This is a genomic window from Streptomyces lasiicapitis (assembly GCF_014646335.1).
Classification (GTDB): Bacteria; Actinomycetota; Actinomycetes; order Streptomycetales; family Streptomycetaceae; genus Streptomyces; species Streptomyces lasiicapitis.
In genome coordinates this window covers 15,243-33,413 of sequence record NZ_BMNG01000008.1, presented here as the reverse complement: position 1 = coordinate 33,413, position 18,171 = coordinate 15,243, and the positions used below count along the sequence as shown (strand labels likewise).

Annotated in this window: 16 protein-coding genes and 1 pseudogene; 11 read left to right on the top strand and 6 right to left on the bottom strand. The window is 70.3% G+C overall.

The window, feature by feature from the left end; translation table 11 throughout:
* Positions 1-13 precede the first annotated feature (13 nt).
* The 8 genes from IEY91_RS18515 (at position 14) to IEY91_RS18480 (ending at position 10,265) form a co-directional block, all read left to right on the top strand.
* Complete coding sequence (locus IEY91_RS18515; RefSeq protein ID WP_164323412.1) at positions 14-2,419, top strand: RNA degradosome polyphosphate kinase; 2,406 nt, start codon at positions 14-16, stop codon at positions 2,417-2,419.
* Complete coding sequence (locus IEY91_RS18510) at positions 2,400-3,674, top strand: CHAD domain-containing protein (protein WP_373287976.1); 1,275 nt, start codon at positions 2,400-2,402, stop codon at positions 3,672-3,674. Before IEY91_RS18515 ends, IEY91_RS18510 begins: the two co-directional genes overlap by 20 nt.
* The gene (locus tag IEY91_RS18505) at positions 3,671-4,099 is read left to right on the top strand and encodes an NUDIX hydrolase (protein WP_189174860.1); all 429 of its coding nucleotides are present in this window, start codon (positions 3,671-3,673) and stop codon (positions 4,097-4,099) included. The genes IEY91_RS18510 and IEY91_RS18505 overlap by 4 nt, the downstream gene beginning before the upstream one ends.
* Before the next feature lie 361 nt (positions 4,100-4,460).
* Entirely contained in the window at positions 4,461-5,582 is a 1,122-nt protein-coding gene (gene pstS, locus IEY91_RS18500; RefSeq protein WP_189174859.1) for a phosphate ABC transporter substrate-binding protein PstS, read from the top strand.
* Positions 5,583-5,686: 104 nt separating this feature from the next.
* Complete coding sequence (gene pstC / locus IEY91_RS18495) at positions 5,687-6,712, top strand: phosphate ABC transporter permease subunit PstC (protein WP_164323408.1); 1,026 nt, start codon at positions 5,687-5,689, stop codon at positions 6,710-6,712.
* Complete coding sequence (gene pstA, locus IEY91_RS18490; protein WP_189174858.1) at positions 6,709-7,788, top strand: phosphate ABC transporter permease PstA; 1,080 nt, start codon at positions 6,709-6,711, stop codon at positions 7,786-7,788. Before pstC ends, pstA begins: the two co-directional genes overlap by 4 nt.
* Positions 7,789-7,846: 58 nt before the next feature.
* Entirely contained in the window at positions 7,847-8,623 is a 777-nt protein-coding gene (gene pstB / locus IEY91_RS18485; protein ID WP_164323404.1) for a phosphate ABC transporter ATP-binding protein PstB, read from the top strand.
* 220 nt (positions 8,624-8,843) lie between these two features.
* Positions 8,844-10,265 carry an FG-GAP-like repeat-containing protein gene (locus tag IEY91_RS18480; RefSeq protein ID WP_189174857.1) on the top strand — a complete coding sequence of 474 codons (1,422 nt, stop codon included), beginning with the start codon at positions 8,844-8,846 and terminating at the stop codon, positions 10,263-10,265.
* Positions 10,266-10,355: 90 nt separating this feature from the next.
* On the opposite strand, the gene IEY91_RS18475 is transcribed toward IEY91_RS18480, so the two are convergent.
* Positions 10,356-11,354, bottom strand: a complete 999-nt coding sequence (locus tag IEY91_RS18475; protein WP_164323401.1) for an inorganic phosphate transporter — start codon at positions 11,352-11,354, stop codon at positions 10,356-10,358.
* 9 nt (positions 11,355-11,363) lie between these two features.
* Positions 11,364-11,984 (bottom strand): DUF47 domain-containing protein, encoded by a 621-nt coding sequence (locus IEY91_RS18470; RefSeq protein ID WP_164323399.1) that lies wholly within the window; start codon positions 11,982-11,984, stop codon positions 11,364-11,366.
* 167 nt (positions 11,985-12,151) lie between these two features.
* On the opposite strand from IEY91_RS18470, the gene IEY91_RS18465 reads away from it, so the two are divergent.
* Complete coding sequence (locus tag IEY91_RS18465) at positions 12,152-12,502, top strand: metal-sensitive transcriptional regulator (protein ID WP_164323397.1); 351 nt, start codon at positions 12,152-12,154, stop codon at positions 12,500-12,502.
* A 98-nt stretch (positions 12,503-12,600) separates the two neighbouring features.
* Here the strand turns inward: IEY91_RS18465 and IEY91_RS18460 are convergent, their stop codons facing one another.
* On the bottom strand, positions 12,601-12,795 hold the full coding sequence (locus tag IEY91_RS18460) for a hypothetical protein (RefSeq protein WP_189174856.1): 195 nt from the start codon (positions 12,793-12,795) through the stop codon (positions 12,601-12,603).
* Positions 12,796-12,927: 132 nt separating this feature from the next.
* Entirely contained in the window at positions 12,928-13,761 is an 834-nt protein-coding gene (locus IEY91_RS18455) for an SCO4651 family lipoprotein (RefSeq protein WP_189174855.1), read from the bottom strand.
* Between the two features lie 123 nt (positions 13,762-13,884).
* Between IEY91_RS18455 and IEY91_RS18450 the strand changes: the two genes are divergently transcribed.
* Both IEY91_RS18450 and IEY91_RS18445 read left to right on the top strand, forming a co-directional pair.
* Complete coding sequence (locus tag IEY91_RS18450) at positions 13,885-14,043, top strand: hypothetical protein (protein ID WP_189174854.1); 159 nt, start codon at positions 13,885-13,887, stop codon at positions 14,041-14,043.
* Positions 14,044-14,121: 78 nt separating this feature from the next.
* Entirely contained in the window at positions 14,122-15,708 is a 1,587-nt protein-coding gene (locus IEY91_RS18445) for an FAD-binding oxidoreductase (RefSeq protein ID WP_189174853.1), read from the top strand.
* Between the two features lie 30 nt (positions 15,709-15,738).
* Here the strand turns inward: IEY91_RS18445 and IEY91_RS18440 are convergent, their stop codons facing one another.
* Positions 15,739-16,443, bottom strand: a complete 705-nt coding sequence (locus IEY91_RS18440) for a phosphatase PAP2 family protein (protein ID WP_164323389.1) — start codon at positions 16,441-16,443, stop codon at positions 15,739-15,741.
* Between the two features lie 681 nt (positions 16,444-17,124).
* A pseudogene (locus tag IEY91_RS18435) lies at positions 17,125-18,129 on the bottom strand (C40 family peptidase); the annotation flags it as partial.
* Between the last annotated feature and the right edge of the window lie 42 nt (positions 18,130-18,171).

The window sequence follows — 18,171 nt, the reverse complement described above, 5'->3', positions numbered from 1 at the left end:
CGACGCTCAGGCAATGCAGCCCGCCGTGCCCGACCGAGCCGAGGACCGAGCGCGCCCGAACGGCCAGGCCCGTCTCGCGCCCGAGGCCTCCGACGCGCCCGGAAGGGGTACCGCGCGGAAGAATAGGCCCATGAGCGAGCCCTCCGCGCAGTCCGAAGCCAGGCAGTCCGAAGTCAAGCAGTCCGACGCCGCCCGCGTGCGGCACGCCCAGCCGTCCGTCGGGTCCCTGACCGCACACCGGCCGCACACCATCGCGGCCACCGTCTCCGACCTGGACCCGGACCTGGACGCCGACCTGGACGGTTACGACGAGGACGCCCAGGCGGGATACGGCGGCGCGCAGCTGCCCCAGGGCCGCTTCCTGGACCGCGAGCGCAGCTGGCTCGCCTTCAACGAACGCGTCCTGGAGCTCGCCGAGGACCCGAACACCCCGCTCCTGGAGCGGGCGAACTTCCTGGCGATCTTCGCCTCGAACCTGGACGAGTTCTTCATGGTCCGGGTGGCGGGCCTCAAGCGCCGCATCGCGACCGGCGTCGCCACCCGTTCGGCCTCCGGCCTGCAGCCCCGCGAGGTCCTGGAGCTGATCTGGTCCCGCAGCCGCGAGCTCATGGCCCGGCACGCCGCCTGCTACCAGGAAGAGCTCGCCCCGGCGCTCGCCGACGAGGGCATCCACGTGGTGCGCTGGCACGAGCTCACCGACAAGGAGCAGTCCCGGCTCTACACCCTCTTCATGCACCGGATCTTCCCGGTCCTCACCCCGCTGGCCGTCGACCCCGCGCACCCCTTCCCGTACATCTCGGGGCTTTCGCTGAACCTGGCCGTGGTGATCGAGAACCCGGTCACCGGCCACGAGCACTTCGCGCGCGTCAAGGTGCCGCCGCTGCTCTCCCGCTTCCTGGAGGCCTCCCCGCAGCGGTACGTCCCCATCGAGGACATCATCGCCGCGCCCAAGCACCTCCAGGAACTGTTCCCGGGCATGAACATCAAGCAGCACCACATGTTCCGGCTCACCAGGAACGAGGACCTGGAGGTCGAGGAGGACGACGCCGAGAACCTCCTCAAGGCCCTGGAGAAGGAGCTCATGCGGCGCCGCTTCGGGCCGCCGGTGCGCCTGGAGGTCGAGGAGTCCATCGACGAAGAGGTCCTCGACCTGCTGATGCGGGAGCTGAAGATCGGCGAGTCCGAGGTGCACCCGCTGCCGGGTCCCCTCGACCTCACCGGCCTCTTCGCCATCGCGGGCCTGGACCGGCCCGAGCTGAAGTACCCGAAGTTCGTGGCGGGCACCCACCGCGACCTCGCGGAGGTCGAGTCGGCGTCCGCGCCCGACATCTTCGCGGCGCTTCGCGGCGACCACGACGTGCTCCTGCACCATCCGTACGACTCGTTCTCGACGTCCGTGCAGGCCTTCCTGGAGCAGGCGGCCGCCGACCCGAACGTCCTCGCCATCAAGCAGACGCTGTACCGGACTTCGGGCGACTCCCCGATAGTGGACGCGCTCATCGACGCCGCCGAGTCCGGCAAGCAGGTGCTCGTCCTGGTCGAGCTGAAGGCCCGCTTCGACGAGCAGGCCAACATCAAGTGGGCGCGCAAGCTGGAAGAGGCCGGCTGCCATGTCGTGTACGGCCTGGTCGGCCTGAAGACGCACTGCAAGCTGTCGCTCGTGGTCCGCCAGGAGGGTGACAACCTTGTCCGGTACTCCCACGTGGGCACCGGCAACTACCACCCGAAGACGGCCCGGCTCTACGAGGACCTGGGGCTGCTCACCGCCAACCAGGAAGTCGGCGCCGACCTCTCCGACCTCTTCAACCGGCTTTCGGGCTACTCGCGCCGCGAGACCTACCGGCGCCTGCTCGTCGCCCCCAAGTCCCTGCGCGACGGCCTGATCACCCGCATCAACCGGGAGATACAGCACCACCGCGCGGGCCGCCCCGCCTACGTCCGCATCAAGGTCAACTCGATCGTCGACGAGGCGATCATCGACGCGCTGTACCGCGCCTCGCAGGCCGGTGTGACGGTGGACGTGTGGGTGCGCGGGATCTGCGCGGTGCGGCCGGGCGTCGCGGGTCTGTCGGAGAACATACGCGTACGTTCCGTGCTCGGGCGCTTCCTGGAGCACTCCCGGGTCTTCGCCTTCGGCAACGGGGGCGAGCCGGAGGTGTGGATCGGCAGCGCCGACATGATGCACCGCAATCTCGACCGCCGCATAGAGGCTCTGGTCAGGGTGATGTCCCCGGCACACCGGGCGACCCTGAACCGGCTCCTGGAGACCGGCATGTCGGACACCACGGCCTCGTGGCACCTGGGGGCGGACGGCAACTGGACGCGGCATGCCACGGACCCGGACGGCCAGCCCCTGCGGAACGTACAGGAGATGCTCATAGACGCCCGGAGGCGCCGGCGTGGCACAGCAACACCATGAGATGACGGCGGGCGAGGTCCTGTCGGTCCACCTGCAGGACCAGGCGACCGACTTCCTCCGCTCGCTGCGGCTGCACCGCGAGTCCGCCACGGACGCGCAGGGCGCCGAGGAGTCCCTGGCGGCGGCCCGTGCCCTGCGCCGCGCGTCGCGCCGCATCGGCGCCTCGCTGCACACGTTCCGGCCGCTGCTCGACCCCGACTGGACGGAGTCCCTCCGCCCCGAACTGGCGTGGCTGTCGGGCACGTTGGCCCGCGAGCACGCCTACGCCGCCCGCCTGGACCGGCTCCTGGGCGCCCTGCACCGCCTGTCCTCCCCACCGCCACCCGCCCCCACGGCACCGCTTCCGGGCCCGTCGGCCCCGGCCTCGCCGCCCGGAACCGAGAGGTGGGCCGGGGGTGGGCAGGGTGCGCCCTTGTCCGGCGCCACGGCCGCACCCGATGCCGCTGCCGCTGTGGGCAGTCGTTCCGCAGGGCGAGTGGGGCCTCCCCTGGTCGAGCGACGCCGAGAGCTTGGGGAAGGGTGGGCACAGCCGCAGGGCCACGGTGCCGATACCGCGAGCGCCGGCCATGGTTCCCTCCCGGCGCAAGCCCCGGCCGCGGGGACCCCCCAGACGGCCCCGGCCTCCAAGAAACCCACCGGCCCCCTCGCCATAGGCGCAGCCAAAGCCGCTGCCCTGCTGGAGCGCCAGCTCACCCTGGCGCGCACGCGGGCCCACTCCGCCGCCCTGCAGGCCTTCGGCTCCTCCCGCTTCCACGCCGTCGCGGACAACGTCGCCGTACTCGCCAGCGAGGTCCCCCTGCGCACCACCCCGGACGCGGACCTCAAACCGCTGGCCGCGGCGGCCGAGTCGCACCTGGCGGAGGCGGTCGCCGCGCTGCCCCTGGTCCTCGCGGGCCACCCGTACAACGCGGAGGCCCTGGTCCACGGCCTGGCGGCGGACACGGCCCCGGAGGCCCAGGACGCCCCCTGGCTGAAGGTCCGCTCCCTGCTGCGCCTGCACCGCTACGCCCAGGAGGTCCTGCTCGGCGACGCGCCCCTGGACCCCCGCCTCGTCCAGGCGGGCCAGGCCCTCGACCTGCACCGCGAGGCAGCGGAGGCGGCCGCCGCGGCGGCTTCGGCGGCCCGCACCCCCCGCATCGCCCCGGCCACGGCGTACGCCCTCGGCGTGCTCCACGCCGACCAGCGCCACGAGGTGGAGGCGGCGAGGTTCGCCTTCCAGCGGGCCTGGCTGCGCGAGGCGGTCACGGCGCCATGAGCGGGCCGCCGGACCTGATCCGCGCCGCGGGCTGCGTCCTGTGGCGTCGCTCGCCGGCGACGGGCGCCCTGGAGATCTGCCTGGTCCACCGCCCGAAGTACGACGACTGGTCGCACCCCAAGGGCAAGCTGAAGCCCGGCGAGGACGCGCTGTCCGGCGCCGTGCGCGAGGTGGCCGAGGAGACGGGCCACCAGTGCGTGCCGGGCCCGCGCCTGCCCACGGCCCGCTACCGGACCGGCGGCCGCCCCAAGGAGGTCCGCTACTGGGCCGCCGAGGCCACCCACGGCCACTTCACGCCGAACCGCGAGGTGGACCGCCTCCGCTGGCTCCCCCCGGCCGAGGCCCGCGCCCGCCTCACCCAGCCCCGCGACCGCGAACTCCTCGACACCCTCCTCACGACCCTCCACCCGGCCGACGAGACCTGACGAGGCGTACGGAGTGTGCGGACCGGGCGGGCCCATGAGACTGATGGAACACGGTCGAATACACCGCGTCACCGTTCCCTCTCCCGGGGGGCGCTCCGGATGAGGGCGACTTGGGCCTTTGCGCCCCCCTCGACGTAATCCGACCGTGACCTAACCACAAAGTCCGCGTAGGTTCACCGCGCGTTCACTTACGGCCATCGGCCGCTTCACCTGTTCTGCCTAATTTCGGCCCTACGTGATGCGTGGCGCGATCGAAACGGCCGCCCCGGCATTACGAGATTGCCCCACTGGTCACCTACGGCCACTCGAACAACTTCGCACGCCGCCCCAGTCCGGCGGCTCCCGGAAGGAACTCCCGAAAGTGAAGCTTCAGCGCATGAACCGGCGGGCCCTCACCCTCGGTGCTCTCGCCGTCTCCGGCGCCCTGGCCCTCACGGCGTGCGGCTCGGATGACACGGGTGACAAGGACGGTGGCAAGAAGTCGAACGCCGCCAGCAAGATCAACTGCGACGGTGCCAAGGGCCAGCTCATGGCCTCCGGCTCGTCGGCGCAGAAGAACGCGATCGACGCCTGGGTCGCGCAGTACCGCGCCGCTTGCAGCGACGTACAGCTGAACTACAAGCCGGACGGATCCGGCGCCGGCATCACCGCCTTCCTCCAGGGCCAGACCGCCTTCGCGGGCTCCGACTCGGCCCTGAAGCCGGAGGAGATCGAGAAGTCGAAGAAGGTCTGCAAGTCGAGCCAGGCCATCGACCTGCCGATGGTCGGCGGCCCGATCGCCGTCGGCTACAACGTCCCCGGAGTCGACAGCCTCGTGCTCGACGCCAAGACGCTGGCCGACATCTTCAACGACAAGATCAAGACCTGGGACGACAAGGCGATCGAGAAGCTCAACCCCGACGCCAAGCTCCCCGGCACCAAGATCCAGGCCTCCCACCGCTCGGACGAGTCCGGCACCACGGACAACTTCACCAAGTACCTGAAGGGCGCCGCCCCGGCCGCCTGGCCGCACGAGCCCGGCAAGAGCTGGGTCGCCAAGGGCGGCCAGTCCGCCCAGGGCTCCTCCGGTGTCGCCCAGCTGGTGAAGCAGACGCCCGGCGCCATCTCCTACATGGAGCTGTCGTACGCCAAGGAAGGCATCAAGACCGTCGACCTGAAGACGGGCGCCAAGGAGCCGGTCAAGGCCACGGTCGACAACGCCTCCAAGGCGATCGCCGAGTCCAAGACCGTCGGTGAGGGCAAGGACCTCGCCCTCGAGCTGAACTACAAGCCCACCGCCGAGGGCGCGTACCCGATCACCCTGGTGACGTACGAGATCCTCTGCGAGAAGGGCAACAAGAAGGACACCCTGGCCACCACCAAGTCCTTCCTGACCTACATCGCCAGCGAGGACGGCCAGGCCGTCCTCAAGGACGAGGGCTACGCCCCCATCCCCACCGAGATCAACACCAAGGTCCGCGAAACCATCAAGGGCCTGAGCTGACCTGAGCGCGCGGCCCGCCACTCCGGCGGGCCGCGCCGTCCGGTGCACCGCCGCCAGGAGCCACCGCCCCCTCGGGCAGGCGGCTCCGCAGACCGGAGAACCTCATGGATATACCTACTGACACACCACCCAAGCCATCCCCCGTCCCGGACGGCAAGCCCACGCCCACCGAGCAGAAGCGCGCGTCCCGCGGCGCCACCCGCCCGGGTGACCGGATCTTCCTCGGTCTCTCCCGCGGCTCCGGCATCGTGCTCCTGGGCATCATGGCCGCCGTCGCGGCCTTCCTGGCCTACCGCTCGTCCGTCGCCCTCGCGGACGACAGCGGCAACTTCCTCACCACCTTCGAGTGGGACCCCGCCGGCATCACGACGGGCGGCAAGCCCTACTTCGGCATCGCCGTGCTGGTCTTCGGCACCATCGTGAGCTCGATCATCGCGCTCGTGATCGCCGTGCCCATCGCCGTCGGCATCGCGCTGTTCATCTCGCACTACGCGCCACGACAGCTCGCCGCCCCCATCGCCTACGTGATCGACCTGCTGGCCGCAGTGCCCTCGATCGTGTACGGCCTGTGGGGCGCCATCGTGGTCGCCCCCAATCTGACCGGCCTCTACAGCTGGCTCGACGACTACTTCGGCTGGACCGGCATCTTCGAGTACCAGGGCGGCGCCCCCCGCTCCCTGATGACCGTCGGCATCCTGCTCGCGATCATGATCCTGCCGATCATCACCAACGTGAGCCGCGAGGTCTTCCTCCAGGTCCCGAAGTTCAACGAAGAGGCCGCGCTCGCCCTCGGCGCCACGCGCTGGGAAGTCATCCGCATGTCGGTGCTCCCCTTCGGCCGCTCCGGCATCATCTCCGCCTCGATGCTCGGCCTCGGCCGCGCGCTCGGCGAGACGATCGCCGTCGCCACCGTGCTCTCCCCGAGCTTCATCATCCAGGCGTCCGTGCTCGACTACGGCGGCGGCACCTTCGCGCAGAACATCGCCAGCAAGTTCAGCGAGGCCGACGAGTACGGCCGGGACGCGCTCATCGCCTCCGGCCTGGTGCTCTTCGTCATCACGCTGCTGGTCAACGGCGCGGCCCGCATGATCATCGCGCGCCGCAAGGAGTACTCGGGGGCCAACGCATGAGCATCACGACCGTCAAGCCGACCGGCACCCCCGGCGGCAAGCCCTCGCCCTCCGACCTCAAGGCGGCCCGGCTGCCCCGCTGGTCGCCGTACGTCATCGCCGTCGGCTCGCTCGCCGTGGGCTGTGGCATCGGCCTCGCGGCGGACCTCGACTCCCGCATGCAGTGGGGCCTGATCGCGGCGATCCTGTTCGTCGGCGTCTCGTACTTCCTCTCGGCGACCGTCGAGGGCGGCCGCCAGGCCAAGGACCGCCTCGCCACCTCGGTGGTGTGGGTGATGTTCCTGCTCGCCGTCGTCCCGCTCGCCTCGCTGATCTACGAGACGGTCAAGCGCGGCTCGAAGGTCCTCGACGGCTACTTCCTGACCCACTCCATGGGCGTCGTCGCGGACGACGAGGCCGGCGGCGGCATCTACCACGCCCTCATCGGCACCCTGGAGCAGGTCGGCCTCGCCTGCCTGATCGCCGTGCCGATCGGCCTGCTCACCGCGATCTACCTGGTGGAGTACGGCCGGGGCAAGCTCGCCAAGACGGTCACGTTCTTCGTCGACGTGATGACGGGCATCCCGTCGATCGTCGCGGGTCTGTTCGTCCTCAGCTTCTGGATCCTGATGCTGGGCTTCGGCCCCTCCGGCTGGGCCGGTGCCATGGCCCTCTCGATCCTGATGATGCCGGTGGTCGTGCGCTCGACCGAGGAAATGCTGAAGCTCGTCCCGAACGAGCTGCGCGAGGCCTCGCTCGCGCTCGGCGTACCGAAGTGGCGCACCATCCTCAAGGTGGTCCTGCCCACCGCGATCGGCGGCATCACGACCGGCGTCATGCTGGCCGTCGCCCGTATCGCCGGTGAGACCGCGCCCGTCCTGCTCCTGGTCTGGGGCACCCCCGTCATCAACTCGGACCCGTTCAAGGACGCCCAGGCCTCCCTGCCGCTGTACATCTACCAGCAGTACCAGTCGGGCAACCAGGTCGGTTACGACCGTGCCTGGGCGGCGGCCCTGGCCCTGATCGTGTTCATCATGATCCTCAACATCGTGGCTCGCGGCATCGCCCGCTGGAAGGCCCCGAAGACAGGTCGCTGACGCGGCCATTGGCGACCGACGGCAGTACCCCCATTTTTCGAAAGAAGCAGTGATTCCCATGGCCAAGCGAATCGACGTATCGGGCCTCAACGCCTACTACGGTTCCCACAAGGCGATCGAAGACATCTCGATGACCGTGGAGCCCCGCTCCGTGACGGCCTTCATCGGCCCGTCCGGCTGCGGCAAGTCCACGTTCCTGCGCACCCTGAACCGCATGCACGAGGTCACCCCCGGCGGCCGCGTCGAGGGCAAGGTCATGCTGGACGGCGACGACCTCTACGGCTCCGGCGTGGACCCGGTGAACGTACGCCGCACCATCGGCATGGTCTTCCAGCGCCCGAACCCGTTCCCGACCATGTCGATCTTCGACAACGTCGCGGCGGGCCTGAAGCTCAACGGCTCGTACAAGAAGAGCGAGCTGAACGACGTCGTCGAGAAGTCCCTCAAGGGCGCCAACCTCTGGAACGAGGTCAAGGACCGCCTGAACAAGCCCGGTTCGGGCCTCTCCGGCGGCCAGCAGCAGCGTCTGTGCATCGCCCGCGCGATCGCGGTCGAGCCGCAGGTGCTCCTCATGGACGAGCCGTGCTCGGCGCTCGACCCGATCTCCACCCTCGCCATCGAGGACCTGATCGGCGAGCTGAAGGAACGCTTCACGATCGTCATCGTGACGCACAACATGCAGCAGGCGGCGCGCGTCTCGGACCGCACGGCCTTCTTCAACCTCTCGGCCGTCGGCCAGCCCGGCAAGCTCATCGAGATCGACGAGACGGAGCGCATCTTCTCCAACCCGTCGGTCCAGGCCACCGAGGACTACATCTCCGGCCGCTTCGGCTAGACCTTCCCGGCCGGACAGAACTCCCCGCGGTGCTGCATGGCGGTGCCACCGCAGGGATGAAAAGGGCCCGCCCCCTGGCTCCCGGGGGGCGGGCCCGTTATCTGTGTCACACCGGATCCGCGACACACCAACTATCCGGCTCCCCCGTTGGTCATCCTCGGCGTCGCAACCACGACCGGCGACACCGTCCCGGTCCGACATCCATCTGGGGGACCCCGTCTTGCGCAGCACCACCTACCTCACGGCCGCGGCCTGCGCCGCAGCCCTCCTGAGCGTCACCGCCCCGGCCCAGGCCGCCCCCGCCGAGCCCGCCGCCGCGAAGGCCGGCGCCGACTTCAACGGCGACGGCTACCCGGACCTGGCCATCGGCGCGCCCAGCGCCAAGATCGACGGCATCAAGCGGGCCGGGCTCGTCTCCATCGCCTACGGCTCCGCCGAGGGCCTGAAGCACGACAAGCAGCAGCTGGTCAGCCGGGCCACACCGGGCGTCCCTGGCGAGCCCAGGGCCAACTCCTACGGCTGGGGGATCCAGGCAAGCCACGGCGACCTCGACGGCGACGGCTACGACGACCTGCTGATCAGCGACGGCCCCGGGATGCTCGTGCTGTGGGGCGGCAAGGACGGCATCTCCGGCGGCACCGAGGTGCCCACCGGCGAGGGCACCACCCAGTCCCCGGCCTTCCGCCAGGCCTGGCAGCGGATCGGCGACGTCAACGGCGACGGCAAGGCCGACATCGTCGGCGCCGCCCAGGTCGGCCCGCAGACGCAGGCCGACTGGGGCCTCGGCACGCTCTACGGCCCCTTCGACCGCGGCACCGGCAAGCCGGCCTCGGTCCAGTTCCGCGACACCACGGCCGAGGACGGGGTGGCCGCGAGCAGCGCCCAGGTCGGCGACATGACCGGCGACGGCATCGACGACGTGGTGACCATGGGCAGCGGCAGAACCCCGTCCGACGGCTACCAGGCCGTCGTCCTGAAGGGCACCCGCGACGGCTACGTCCCCGGCGGCAAGCTCGACGCCCGCCACGGCGGCACCTTCGGCGACCTCAACGGCGACGGCTACCAGGACTTCGTCGGCACCCCGCAGGACTACGACACCAACAACAGCGGCGGGATCTCCGTCACGTACGGCGGCCCGGACGGCGTGAGCAAGACCCTGCCCGGCCGCCGCTATGACCAGGACACCCCGGGCGTGCCCGGCGTCGACGAGAAGGGCGACCGCTGGGGCACGGACCTGGCCGTCGGCGACCTGGACAAGGACGGCTACGGCGACATCGTGGTCGGCGCCTCCTGGGAGTCCGCGACGGACCCGGCCACGGCCGTGTCCGGCTCGGTCACCATGCTGCGCGGCAGCAAGACCGGTGTGACCACCGAGGGCGCCAAGGTCCTCACCCAGAACTCCAAGGGCGTCCCCAGCACCTCGGAGAAGTCGGACCACTTCGGTGAGGCCGTCACCGTCCTCGACGCCGACAAGAGCGGCAGGCCCGAGGTGTACGTGGGCGGCATGGGCGAGGACACCTTCGTCGGCCGCACCTGGCAGCTCCAGACCGACGCGGGCGGCGTGACCGGCACCGGCGCCAAGAGCTTCAACCTGGGCGGCGGCTACGGCTCCGCGCACTTCGGCGAGTACTTCGCGAAGTAGGACGTACGCGCGGAGCACCCCCGTACACACAAGTGCCCCCGGCCCGGATCACCACGATCCGGACCGGGGGCACTCCCGCATCCCGCGCCCCTACAGGAACGCCAGATTCACGATCCAGAAGCTCAGCGCCGCGACCAGCGCAGCCGCGGGCATCGTGATGAACCAGCCGAGGATGATGTTCTTGGCGACGCCCCAGCGCACCGCGTTCACCCGCTTGGTGGCACCCACACCCATGATCGCGGAAGTGATGACGTGCGTCGTCGAGATCGGCGCGTGGAACATGAACGCGGTGGTGAACATGATCCCCGCGCCCGTGGTCTCCGCCGCGAACCCCTGCGGCGGGTCCAGCTCGATGATCTTGCGGCCGAGGGTCCGCATGATCCGCCAGCCGCCCGCGTACGTACCGAGCGACAGCATCACGGCACAGGAGATCTTGACCCACACCGGGATCGGGTCGCCGGCGTCCTCGACATCGGCGATGACCAGGGCCATCACCACGATGCCCATGGTCTTCTGCGCGTCCTGGAGGCCGTGGCCGAGCGCCATGCCGGCCGCCGAGACGGTCTGCGCGATCCGGAAGCCCCGCTTGGCCTTGTGCGGGTTGGACTTGCGGAACATCCACATGATCGCGCACATCACCAGATAGCCGACAAGGAGGCCGACCAGGGGCGACAGGAACATCGGGATCACGATCTTCTCGATGACCCCGGACCAGATGACCCCGATGCCGCCCGCGAGCGCCGCGCCCACCAGGCCGCCGAACAGCGCGTGGGAGGAGGACGACGGCAGGCCGTAGTACCAGGTGACCAGGTTCCAGACGATCGCGCCGACCAGGCCGGCGAAGAGGATCCACATCCCCTTCGTGCCGTGCGGCGTCTCGATCAGTCCCTCACTGACCGTCTTGGCGATGCCGCTGCCGAGGAAGGCACCGGCGAGGTTCATGACCGCGGCCATGGCGAGCGCCGCGCGAGGCGTAAGGGCACGCGTGGAAACGGAGGTGGCGATGGCGTTCGCGGAGTCGTGAAAGCCATTCGTGTACGTGAAACCGAGCGCGACGCCAATGGTCACGATCAAAGCGAAGGTGTCCATGGAGGTGCCTCAGGACTCCTTGACCGCGATGGTCTCCACCGTGTTGGCGACGTGCTCGAAGGCGTCGGCCGCCTCTTCCAGCACATCGACGATCTGCTTGAGCTTCAGCACCTCCATGGCGTCGTACTTGCCGTTGAAGAGGTGGGCGAGCAGCTTGCGGTGGATCTGGTCGGCCTGGTTCTCCAGGCGGTTGACCTCGATCCAGTATTCGGTGAGGTTGTCCATGGTGCGCAGGTGCGGCATGGCCTCGGCGGTCAGCTCGGCCGCGCGCGCGAGCACCTCGATCTGCTGCTCGACGCCCTTGGGGAGCTCCTCGACCTGGTAGAGGACGACCAGGTCGACGGCCTCCTCCATGAAGTCCATGATGTCGTCGAGCGAGGACGCGAGGGAGTAGATGTCCTCGCGGTCGAAGGGCGTGATGAACGAGGAGTTCAGCTGGTGGAAGATCGCATGCGTCGCGTCGTCCCCCGCGTGTTCGGCGGCCCGCATACGCTCAGCGATCTCGGCTCGGGCCGAGGCGTCGGCCCCGAGCAGTTCCATCAGGAGCTTGGAGCCTGTGACGATGTTGTCCGCGGATGCGGCGAACATGTCGTAGAAGCTCGTCTCCCTGGGGGTCAGACGAAAACGCACGTGGGGTCCTCGGGGTGCTTTGGATGCGGTCAGGCTGATGCTAGGCGCATCATCTGGCCACGGCTAACCGGCCATACCCCAGTGTCGCCCATCAGGCACAGTGATCAGCACACCACCCGAGGAATCGGCTACCCTATACCCACCAGGGGTATGCACAGGAGGACGCGATGACGACCACAGAGGCGGTCGAGGCGGGCGAGCAGGCCCAGGACCCCGAGCAGGCCCAGGACCACAAGACGCACGGGTATCACAAGCAGAAGGACGAGCACCTCAAGCGACTGCGCCGCATCGAGGGCCAGATCCGTGGCCTGCAGCGGATGGTCGAGGAGGACGTCTACTGCATCGACATACTCACGCAGGTCTCCGCCGGCACGAAGGCCCTGCAGTCCTTCGCCCTGCAGCTCCTGGAGGAGCACCTGCGCCACTGCGTCGCGGACGCGGCGGTCAAGGGCGGTGACGAGATCGACGCGAAGGTCGAGGAGGCGACGAAGGCGATCGCGCGGATGCTGCGTACGTGATTGTTCGCGCGCCTCGACGCTTCGGTGGGGCGTAAAAGGGCGGGCGGGTGGGGAACCCCGCCGCGGAGCGGCGGGAAAACGGCCGGGAAGTGGTGGGACTACGGCCGGGAACCGTCCCGGGCCGGCCCGTCCTCGTAACCGTCGGAGACCTGCAGCACCTCGTCGATCCGGTCGGCACTGAGCCGCTCACCGCGCGCGGCGGACGCCGCGATGATCAGTTCGCCGCACAGCTCGATCTCGGCGAGGGCGACGTGGTCCTGAACTGCCGTCGCGCCCACCGGAGCCACGTTCATCACCTCTTCCTGACCACGGTTGTGCCGGTACCGGCTTCCTAGAGTAGGGAGCGGCCTACGCACCGCGCATGGCACGGACGGACCATATTCCACCCCTCATTCCCCCTCCCGTCGGCTGTCCTGTGCAACAGCTCAGCGCTCGGCGATCTTCCCGGCGAAGATGTCCTTGCCCTTGGGCAGCGTCACATCGACGGGTGCCCCGAATCCGGACAGCCAAGTCGTCGACGCCACCGTGCCGTTGGAGACCTTGAAGCGGTGCCGGAGCTTGCGCAGCCTGCCCTGCTCGTCGACGTACGCGTCGAAGGGCACCCCTGCCTTGCTGAACCCTTTCGCCGCCGCTGACCGCAGCGCGGGGCCGTGCTCCTTCGACGCGGACCTCGCGGCGCGGGCGAGGTCCACGACGCCGCGGTAGCGCACCACGTCGACGCCGTTCAGGCGGGTCCGCTCCACGTACGTCACCTGGCCCGCGCCGCGCAGGAGTTCGGCGGCGACCTGGGGGTCGGTGGCGCCGCCCGTGACGAGGTTCCCGTCGGACAGGGACGCCGTCTCGATGTGCACCCACTTGTCGGCGGGCACGCCCGCGCCGCGGTTCTTCATGTACAGGTCGCCGCCCGCCATCAGCTCGGTGACCGGGGGCCTGCGCCTGGCGGAGCTGCCCGCCGGGTCCTGCGGCAGGACGACGTCCAGACGGCCGAGGCGGCGTCGGAAGTCGTACGTTCCCTCGCCCGTGACCGTCACGCGGGTGCCGCCGCTGGCCATCTCCATGGACGTACGCACCTGGGAACTGCCCGCGCGCAGCAGGGAGTCGGCGGCGGCGCGCACCTTGCCGGCGGGGTCGCGCGCCGCCGGGTCGTCGCTCGCCGCCGCGCCGTCGCCGACGCAGCCCGTGGTGAGCGCCATCAGTCCCATCGCGGCGGCGGTGGCCGCCGTGGCCGCTCTGCCCGTGTGCCTGCGCTGCTGCCCCATCGCCCTGCCGACCCCAGCCTCTCCATGTGTCGTCCGGCCCGGCCCTTTGTCGTTTCGATTAACGACGGGTACGAGGGGTCGTCACGCGGGAGGGCCTTCACCCGGCGGGCGTACCGTGGGCGTGTGGCAGAGCAGCAACCCACCGAGGCCCACCGCACGTCCACCGTCGAGAACGGGCCCTTCTGTGCGGCGCGGTGCACCTGCGGGTGGCGCGGCCCGGCGCGGCGGGCCCGCAGCAAGGCCCGCGCCGACGCGACCCACCACACGACGGCTGCGACTTAGCCCCGGCGGACTGGCTCCGGCGGAACCCCCGGCGCGCCCACACCGTCTCGATGTGCGGGAAGCAACGGGAGGGCCTCAATGCAACGACGTACGTTCCTCGGAACGGCCACCGCCGCGGTCGCGGTGGGAACTGCCACCGCCTGCACGAGCGGCAGCGGCAACAGTGCCAAGGCGAGCAGCACCGGGGCCGGCGAGCCCATAGGCACCAGAAGCGGGACCACGCCGATAAAGACGGCGGCCGCCTCCGCCCCGGCGAGCCTCGCCGCGCTGGCAAGGGACCTGGACGGCACCCTCGTCCGCCCCAACGAGGCCGCCTGGGCCACCGCCCGCCAGCTCTACAACACCCGCTTCGACAACCTGAAGCCCACCGCCGTCGCCTACGTGGCGGGCGTGGACGACATCCGCACCACCCTGGCGTACGCCCGCGCCCACGACACCCCCGTGTCGATCCGCAACGGCGGCCACTCCTACGCGGGTTGGTCCTCCGGCACGGGCCGCCTCGTCATCGACGTGTCGAAGCTGAACCGCGTCCGTTCCAGCGGCACCACCGCGACCATCGGCGGCGGCGCCAAGCTCATCGACGTCTACCGCGCGCTCGCGGCGAAGGGCGTGACGATCCCCGCGGGCTCCTGCCCGACGGTCGGCATCAGCGGCCTGACGCTCGGCGGCGGCCACGGCGTGGTCTCGCGTGCGTACGGCCTGACCTGCGACAGCCTCACCTCGGCGACGCTCCTCACGGCGGACGGCAAGCAGATCACGGCCAGCAAGTCCGAGCACAAGGACCTGTTCTGGGCGCTGCGCGGCGCGGGCAACGGCCAGTTCGGCATCGTCACCGAGCTGACGTTCCGTACGCACCCGGCCCCGCAGGCCGTCTCCGCGTATCTGACCTGGCCCTGGTCGAAGGCGGCCGCCGTGCTCAAGGCGTGGCAGGAGTGGGGGCCGTCGCAGCCGGACGAGATCTGGTCGTCGGCCCACATCGCGGCGGTGCCGGGCGGCTCGCCCACCATCTCCGTCGCCGCCTTCTCGCTGGGGACGTACGGCTCCCTGCAGAACGCCGTGGACCGCCTCGCCGACAAGGTGGGTTCCCCGGCGCGCAGCGTGTCCCTGAAGCGGCGTTCGTACGAGCAGGCGATGGAGGTGTACGCGGGCTGCTCGTCGTTCGCCGCGGACGCCCAGTGCCACCTGCCGGGCTCCACGCCGGGGCGCACGCCGAGCGGCGCGCTCGGCCGGGAGACGTACGCGGCCCGCTCGGACTTCTTCGACCGCTCGCTGTCGACGGCGGGAATCCGCGCGCTGCTCACCCAGATCGAGAACGTCCGCGGCCCGCGCGGCACGGCGGGCAGCATCGCCCTGACCGCGCTCGGCGGCGCCATCAACCGCGTCGACCCGACGGCCACCGCCTTCGTGCACCGCCGTTCGCGGATGCTCGCGCAGTACATCGTGTCCTGGCGCGCGGGCACCTCAGGGACGACCTCGCAGTCCTGGCTGGACACGGCCCACGGCGCGATGCGGCGCTACGCGTCCGGGGCCGCGTACCAGAACTACGCGGATCCGACGCTCGGCAACTGGCGCGAGGCGTACTACGGGCAGGCGGCGCCGCGGCTGAAGAAGCTGAAGAAGGAGTACGACCCGACGCGCTTCTTCTCGTTCCCGCAGGCGCTGTAGCGCACGTCCGTCGGCGGTTCCGGCTTACGCCTAAGCCGCCAGGTCCCGCTCGTCCGTCCCCGGCGCCGCCTCCTGCTCGGCCAGTGCGGCGACCGGCTCGACGTCCCCGGCCCCGCTCCACACAAGGCGGGAGGCCCTGCCGGAGCGGGCCACGGCCTTGGTGAGGGGCGTGAGCAGCGCCATGGCGAGCGGGGACAGGAGCAGGGCGACCGCCGTGCCGAGCGCGAAGCCGCCGACGACGTCGGTGGGGTAGTGCACGCCCATGAAGACGCGGCAGAAGCCTTCGGCGACGGCGAGCGCGATGCCCGCGACGCCGAACTTGCGGTTGGCGACGAAGAGGCCCACGCCGAGGGCCATCGCGAGCGTCGCGTGGTCGCTCACGAAGGAGTAGTCGGTCTTGCCGTCGACCAGGACCTCGAGGCCCTGGTGGTCCTCGAAGGGGCGGGGCCGCTCGACGAAGCCTCTTATGGGCACGTTCACGAGGACGGCGATGCCGGCGGCGAGGGGTGCCCAGACGACGGCCGCGACCGAGGAGGCCGCGTCGTCGAGGGTTCCGCGCGCGCGTGCGCCCCACCAGCACCAGACGACGAGCAGCACGAGGGCGAGCAGCAGTCCGTACTCACCGACGAACTCCATCGTCCTGGCGAGCCAGCCGGGGGCGTCCTCGGCCAGGCCGTTGATGTCGTAGAGCAGGCTGACGTCGGGGTTCGACCCGGAATCATCGAGTCCAGCCATGATGCTGTGGCCCCTTGTCTTTCTCACTCGCGAGCGCGCCCTGTCGCGCGCCCTTCCATCAACCCCCGTGGTCAGTGCAGTCGTGCCGCTGGTTCAGTGCTCCCCGCGCTGGTGTTCGCGTCCATGGCGCTGTTCTTCGCGTACGTGCCGTACCAGTCAAGGGAACGCGTGGTCCCCTTCACTACGTTCCACTCTCCACCGAAAGATCACTCAGACGTTACCGAAGAGAGACTCATCGCCGCAGCTCAGGGGGCTGCTTTGACGGAGGGTTCAAGCCAGATCACACGGCGCACGCGCCCGGCGTGCGCCTCCGCTCAGCCAGTGGATCACACGCCGGGGCGGCGCCCGCACGCGGCCGGTCCCGACCGGTCAGACCTCGGCGTCGCCGCCGGAGAAGCGCCCCGAGGCCCGTCCGACCGGACCTGAGGAAGCCGTGCCGGACGCCGGTTCGGCGGGCGGATCGGAAGGCGTGCCGGACGGTTCGGCGGCAGTATCGCCGGGCGTTTCCGTGGAGGGCCCGCCCGAAGCTCCGTCGGAGGGCCGCCCCGAGGGCTCGCCGGAAGCACCTTCCCCGCCCGCCCCTCCGGGCTCCTCGCGCCCCTCCGACTCCCCGGGCTCGCGCTCCCCGTCCCCCTTGGGCTTCTCCACCGGCCTGTCGACCCGCTTCTCGACCGGCTTCTCGGGGAGCGCTTTTGCGCCATCTTCCGTGACGCGCGTCGCTCCGAAGTAGTCCGGCGTATCGATCGGGTCGAAGCGGATGACGGCTCCGGGGCGGGGTGCGTCGATCATGTAGCCGCCGCCGACATAGATGCCGACGTGCCGGATGGCGCGCGAGTTGCTGAGGTCGTCGGAGAAGAAGACCAGGTCGCCCGGGAGCAGCTCGTCGCGCTTGGGGTGCGGACCCGCGTTGTACTGGTCGTTGGCCACGCGCGGCAGCTCGATGCCGACGGTTTTGTACGCGGCCAGGGTCAGCCCGGAGCAGTCGAACTTGCCGCCCTGGTCGGCGGTGCCGTTGCCGCCCCACAGGTACTCGGTCCCGAGCTTCTTCTGCGCGTAGTAGATGGCGCCCGCCGCCTGCTGCGACGGCTGCACGCGCCCGATGGGCCTGGCGAAACTCTTCTCCAGGGTCGTGATGATCTTGACGTAGTTCTGCGTCTCGCGGTACGGGGGTACGCCGCCGTACTTGATCACGGCGTACGCGCCCGCGTTGTACGCGGCGAGCATGTTCTTCGTCGGGTCGCCCGGGGCGTCCTTCACGTACTTGGCGAGCTTGCAGTCGTACGAAGCCGCCGACGGAATGGCGTCCTTGGGGTCCCACACGTCACGGTCGCCGTCGCCGTCCCCGTCGATGCCGTGCGTCGCCCAGGTCCCCGGGATGAACTGCGCTATCCCCTGCGCCGCGGCGTGGCTCTGCGCGCGCGGGTTGAACCCGCTCTCCTGATACAGCTGGGCGGCGAGCAGCGCCGGGTTGATGGCCTTGCAGAGATTGCCCCACTTCTGCACAAGAGGCTGATACGAGGTGGGCACGGCCCCCTTGGCCAACCCGACGTTCCCCCCGCCCCCGGCCCCGGCCCCGCCGGCCATACTCCCGGCCGCGACGAACGTACCCAACACCAACAACCCGATGAACCCCGTCGACCCACTGAACGCGACGGCCGCGAGCAGCCACGTCTTACGCACCGTCAACCACCCCACCGTTCCCGGGAGTCCGCCGGGATCAGTCTAGGC

What these genes read in the sequence shown, in the direction of transcription:
- pstC (WP_164323408.1), top strand. Translation starts at nt 5,687, where the DNA reads ATGGATATACCTACTGACACACCACCCAAGCCATCCCCCGTCCCGGAC.
- IEY91_RS18515 (WP_164323412.1), top strand. Translation starts at nt 14, where the DNA reads ATGCAGCCCGCCGTGCCCGACCGAGCCGAGGACCGAGCGCGCCCGAAC.
- IEY91_RS18460 (WP_189174856.1), bottom strand. Translation starts at nt 12,795, where the DNA reads ATGAACGTGGCTCCGGTGGGCGCGACGGCAGTTCAGGACCACGTCGCC.
- IEY91_RS18475 (WP_164323401.1), bottom strand. Translation starts at nt 11,354, where the DNA reads ATGGACACCTTCGCTTTGATCGTGACCATTGGCGTCGCGCTCGGTTTC.
- IEY91_RS18505 (WP_189174860.1), top strand. Translation starts at nt 3,671, where the DNA reads ATGAGCGGGCCGCCGGACCTGATCCGCGCCGCGGGCTGCGTCCTGTGG.
- IEY91_RS18465 (WP_164323397.1), top strand. Translation starts at nt 12,152, where the DNA reads ATGACGACCACAGAGGCGGTCGAGGCGGGCGAGCAGGCCCAGGACCCC.
- pstB (WP_164323404.1), top strand. Translation starts at nt 7,847, where the DNA reads ATGGCCAAGCGAATCGACGTATCGGGCCTCAACGCCTACTACGGTTCC.
- IEY91_RS18440 (WP_164323389.1), bottom strand. Translation starts at nt 16,443, where the DNA reads ATGGCTGGACTCGATGATTCCGGGTCGAACCCCGACGTCAGCCTGCTC.
- pstA (WP_189174858.1), top strand. Translation starts at nt 6,709, where the DNA reads ATGAGCATCACGACCGTCAAGCCGACCGGCACCCCCGGCGGCAAGCCC.
- IEY91_RS18455 (WP_189174855.1), bottom strand. Translation starts at nt 13,761, where the DNA reads ATGGGGCAGCAGCGCAGGCACACGGGCAGAGCGGCCACGGCGGCCACC.
- IEY91_RS18445 (WP_189174853.1), top strand. Translation starts at nt 14,122, where the DNA reads ATGCAACGACGTACGTTCCTCGGAACGGCCACCGCCGCGGTCGCGGTG.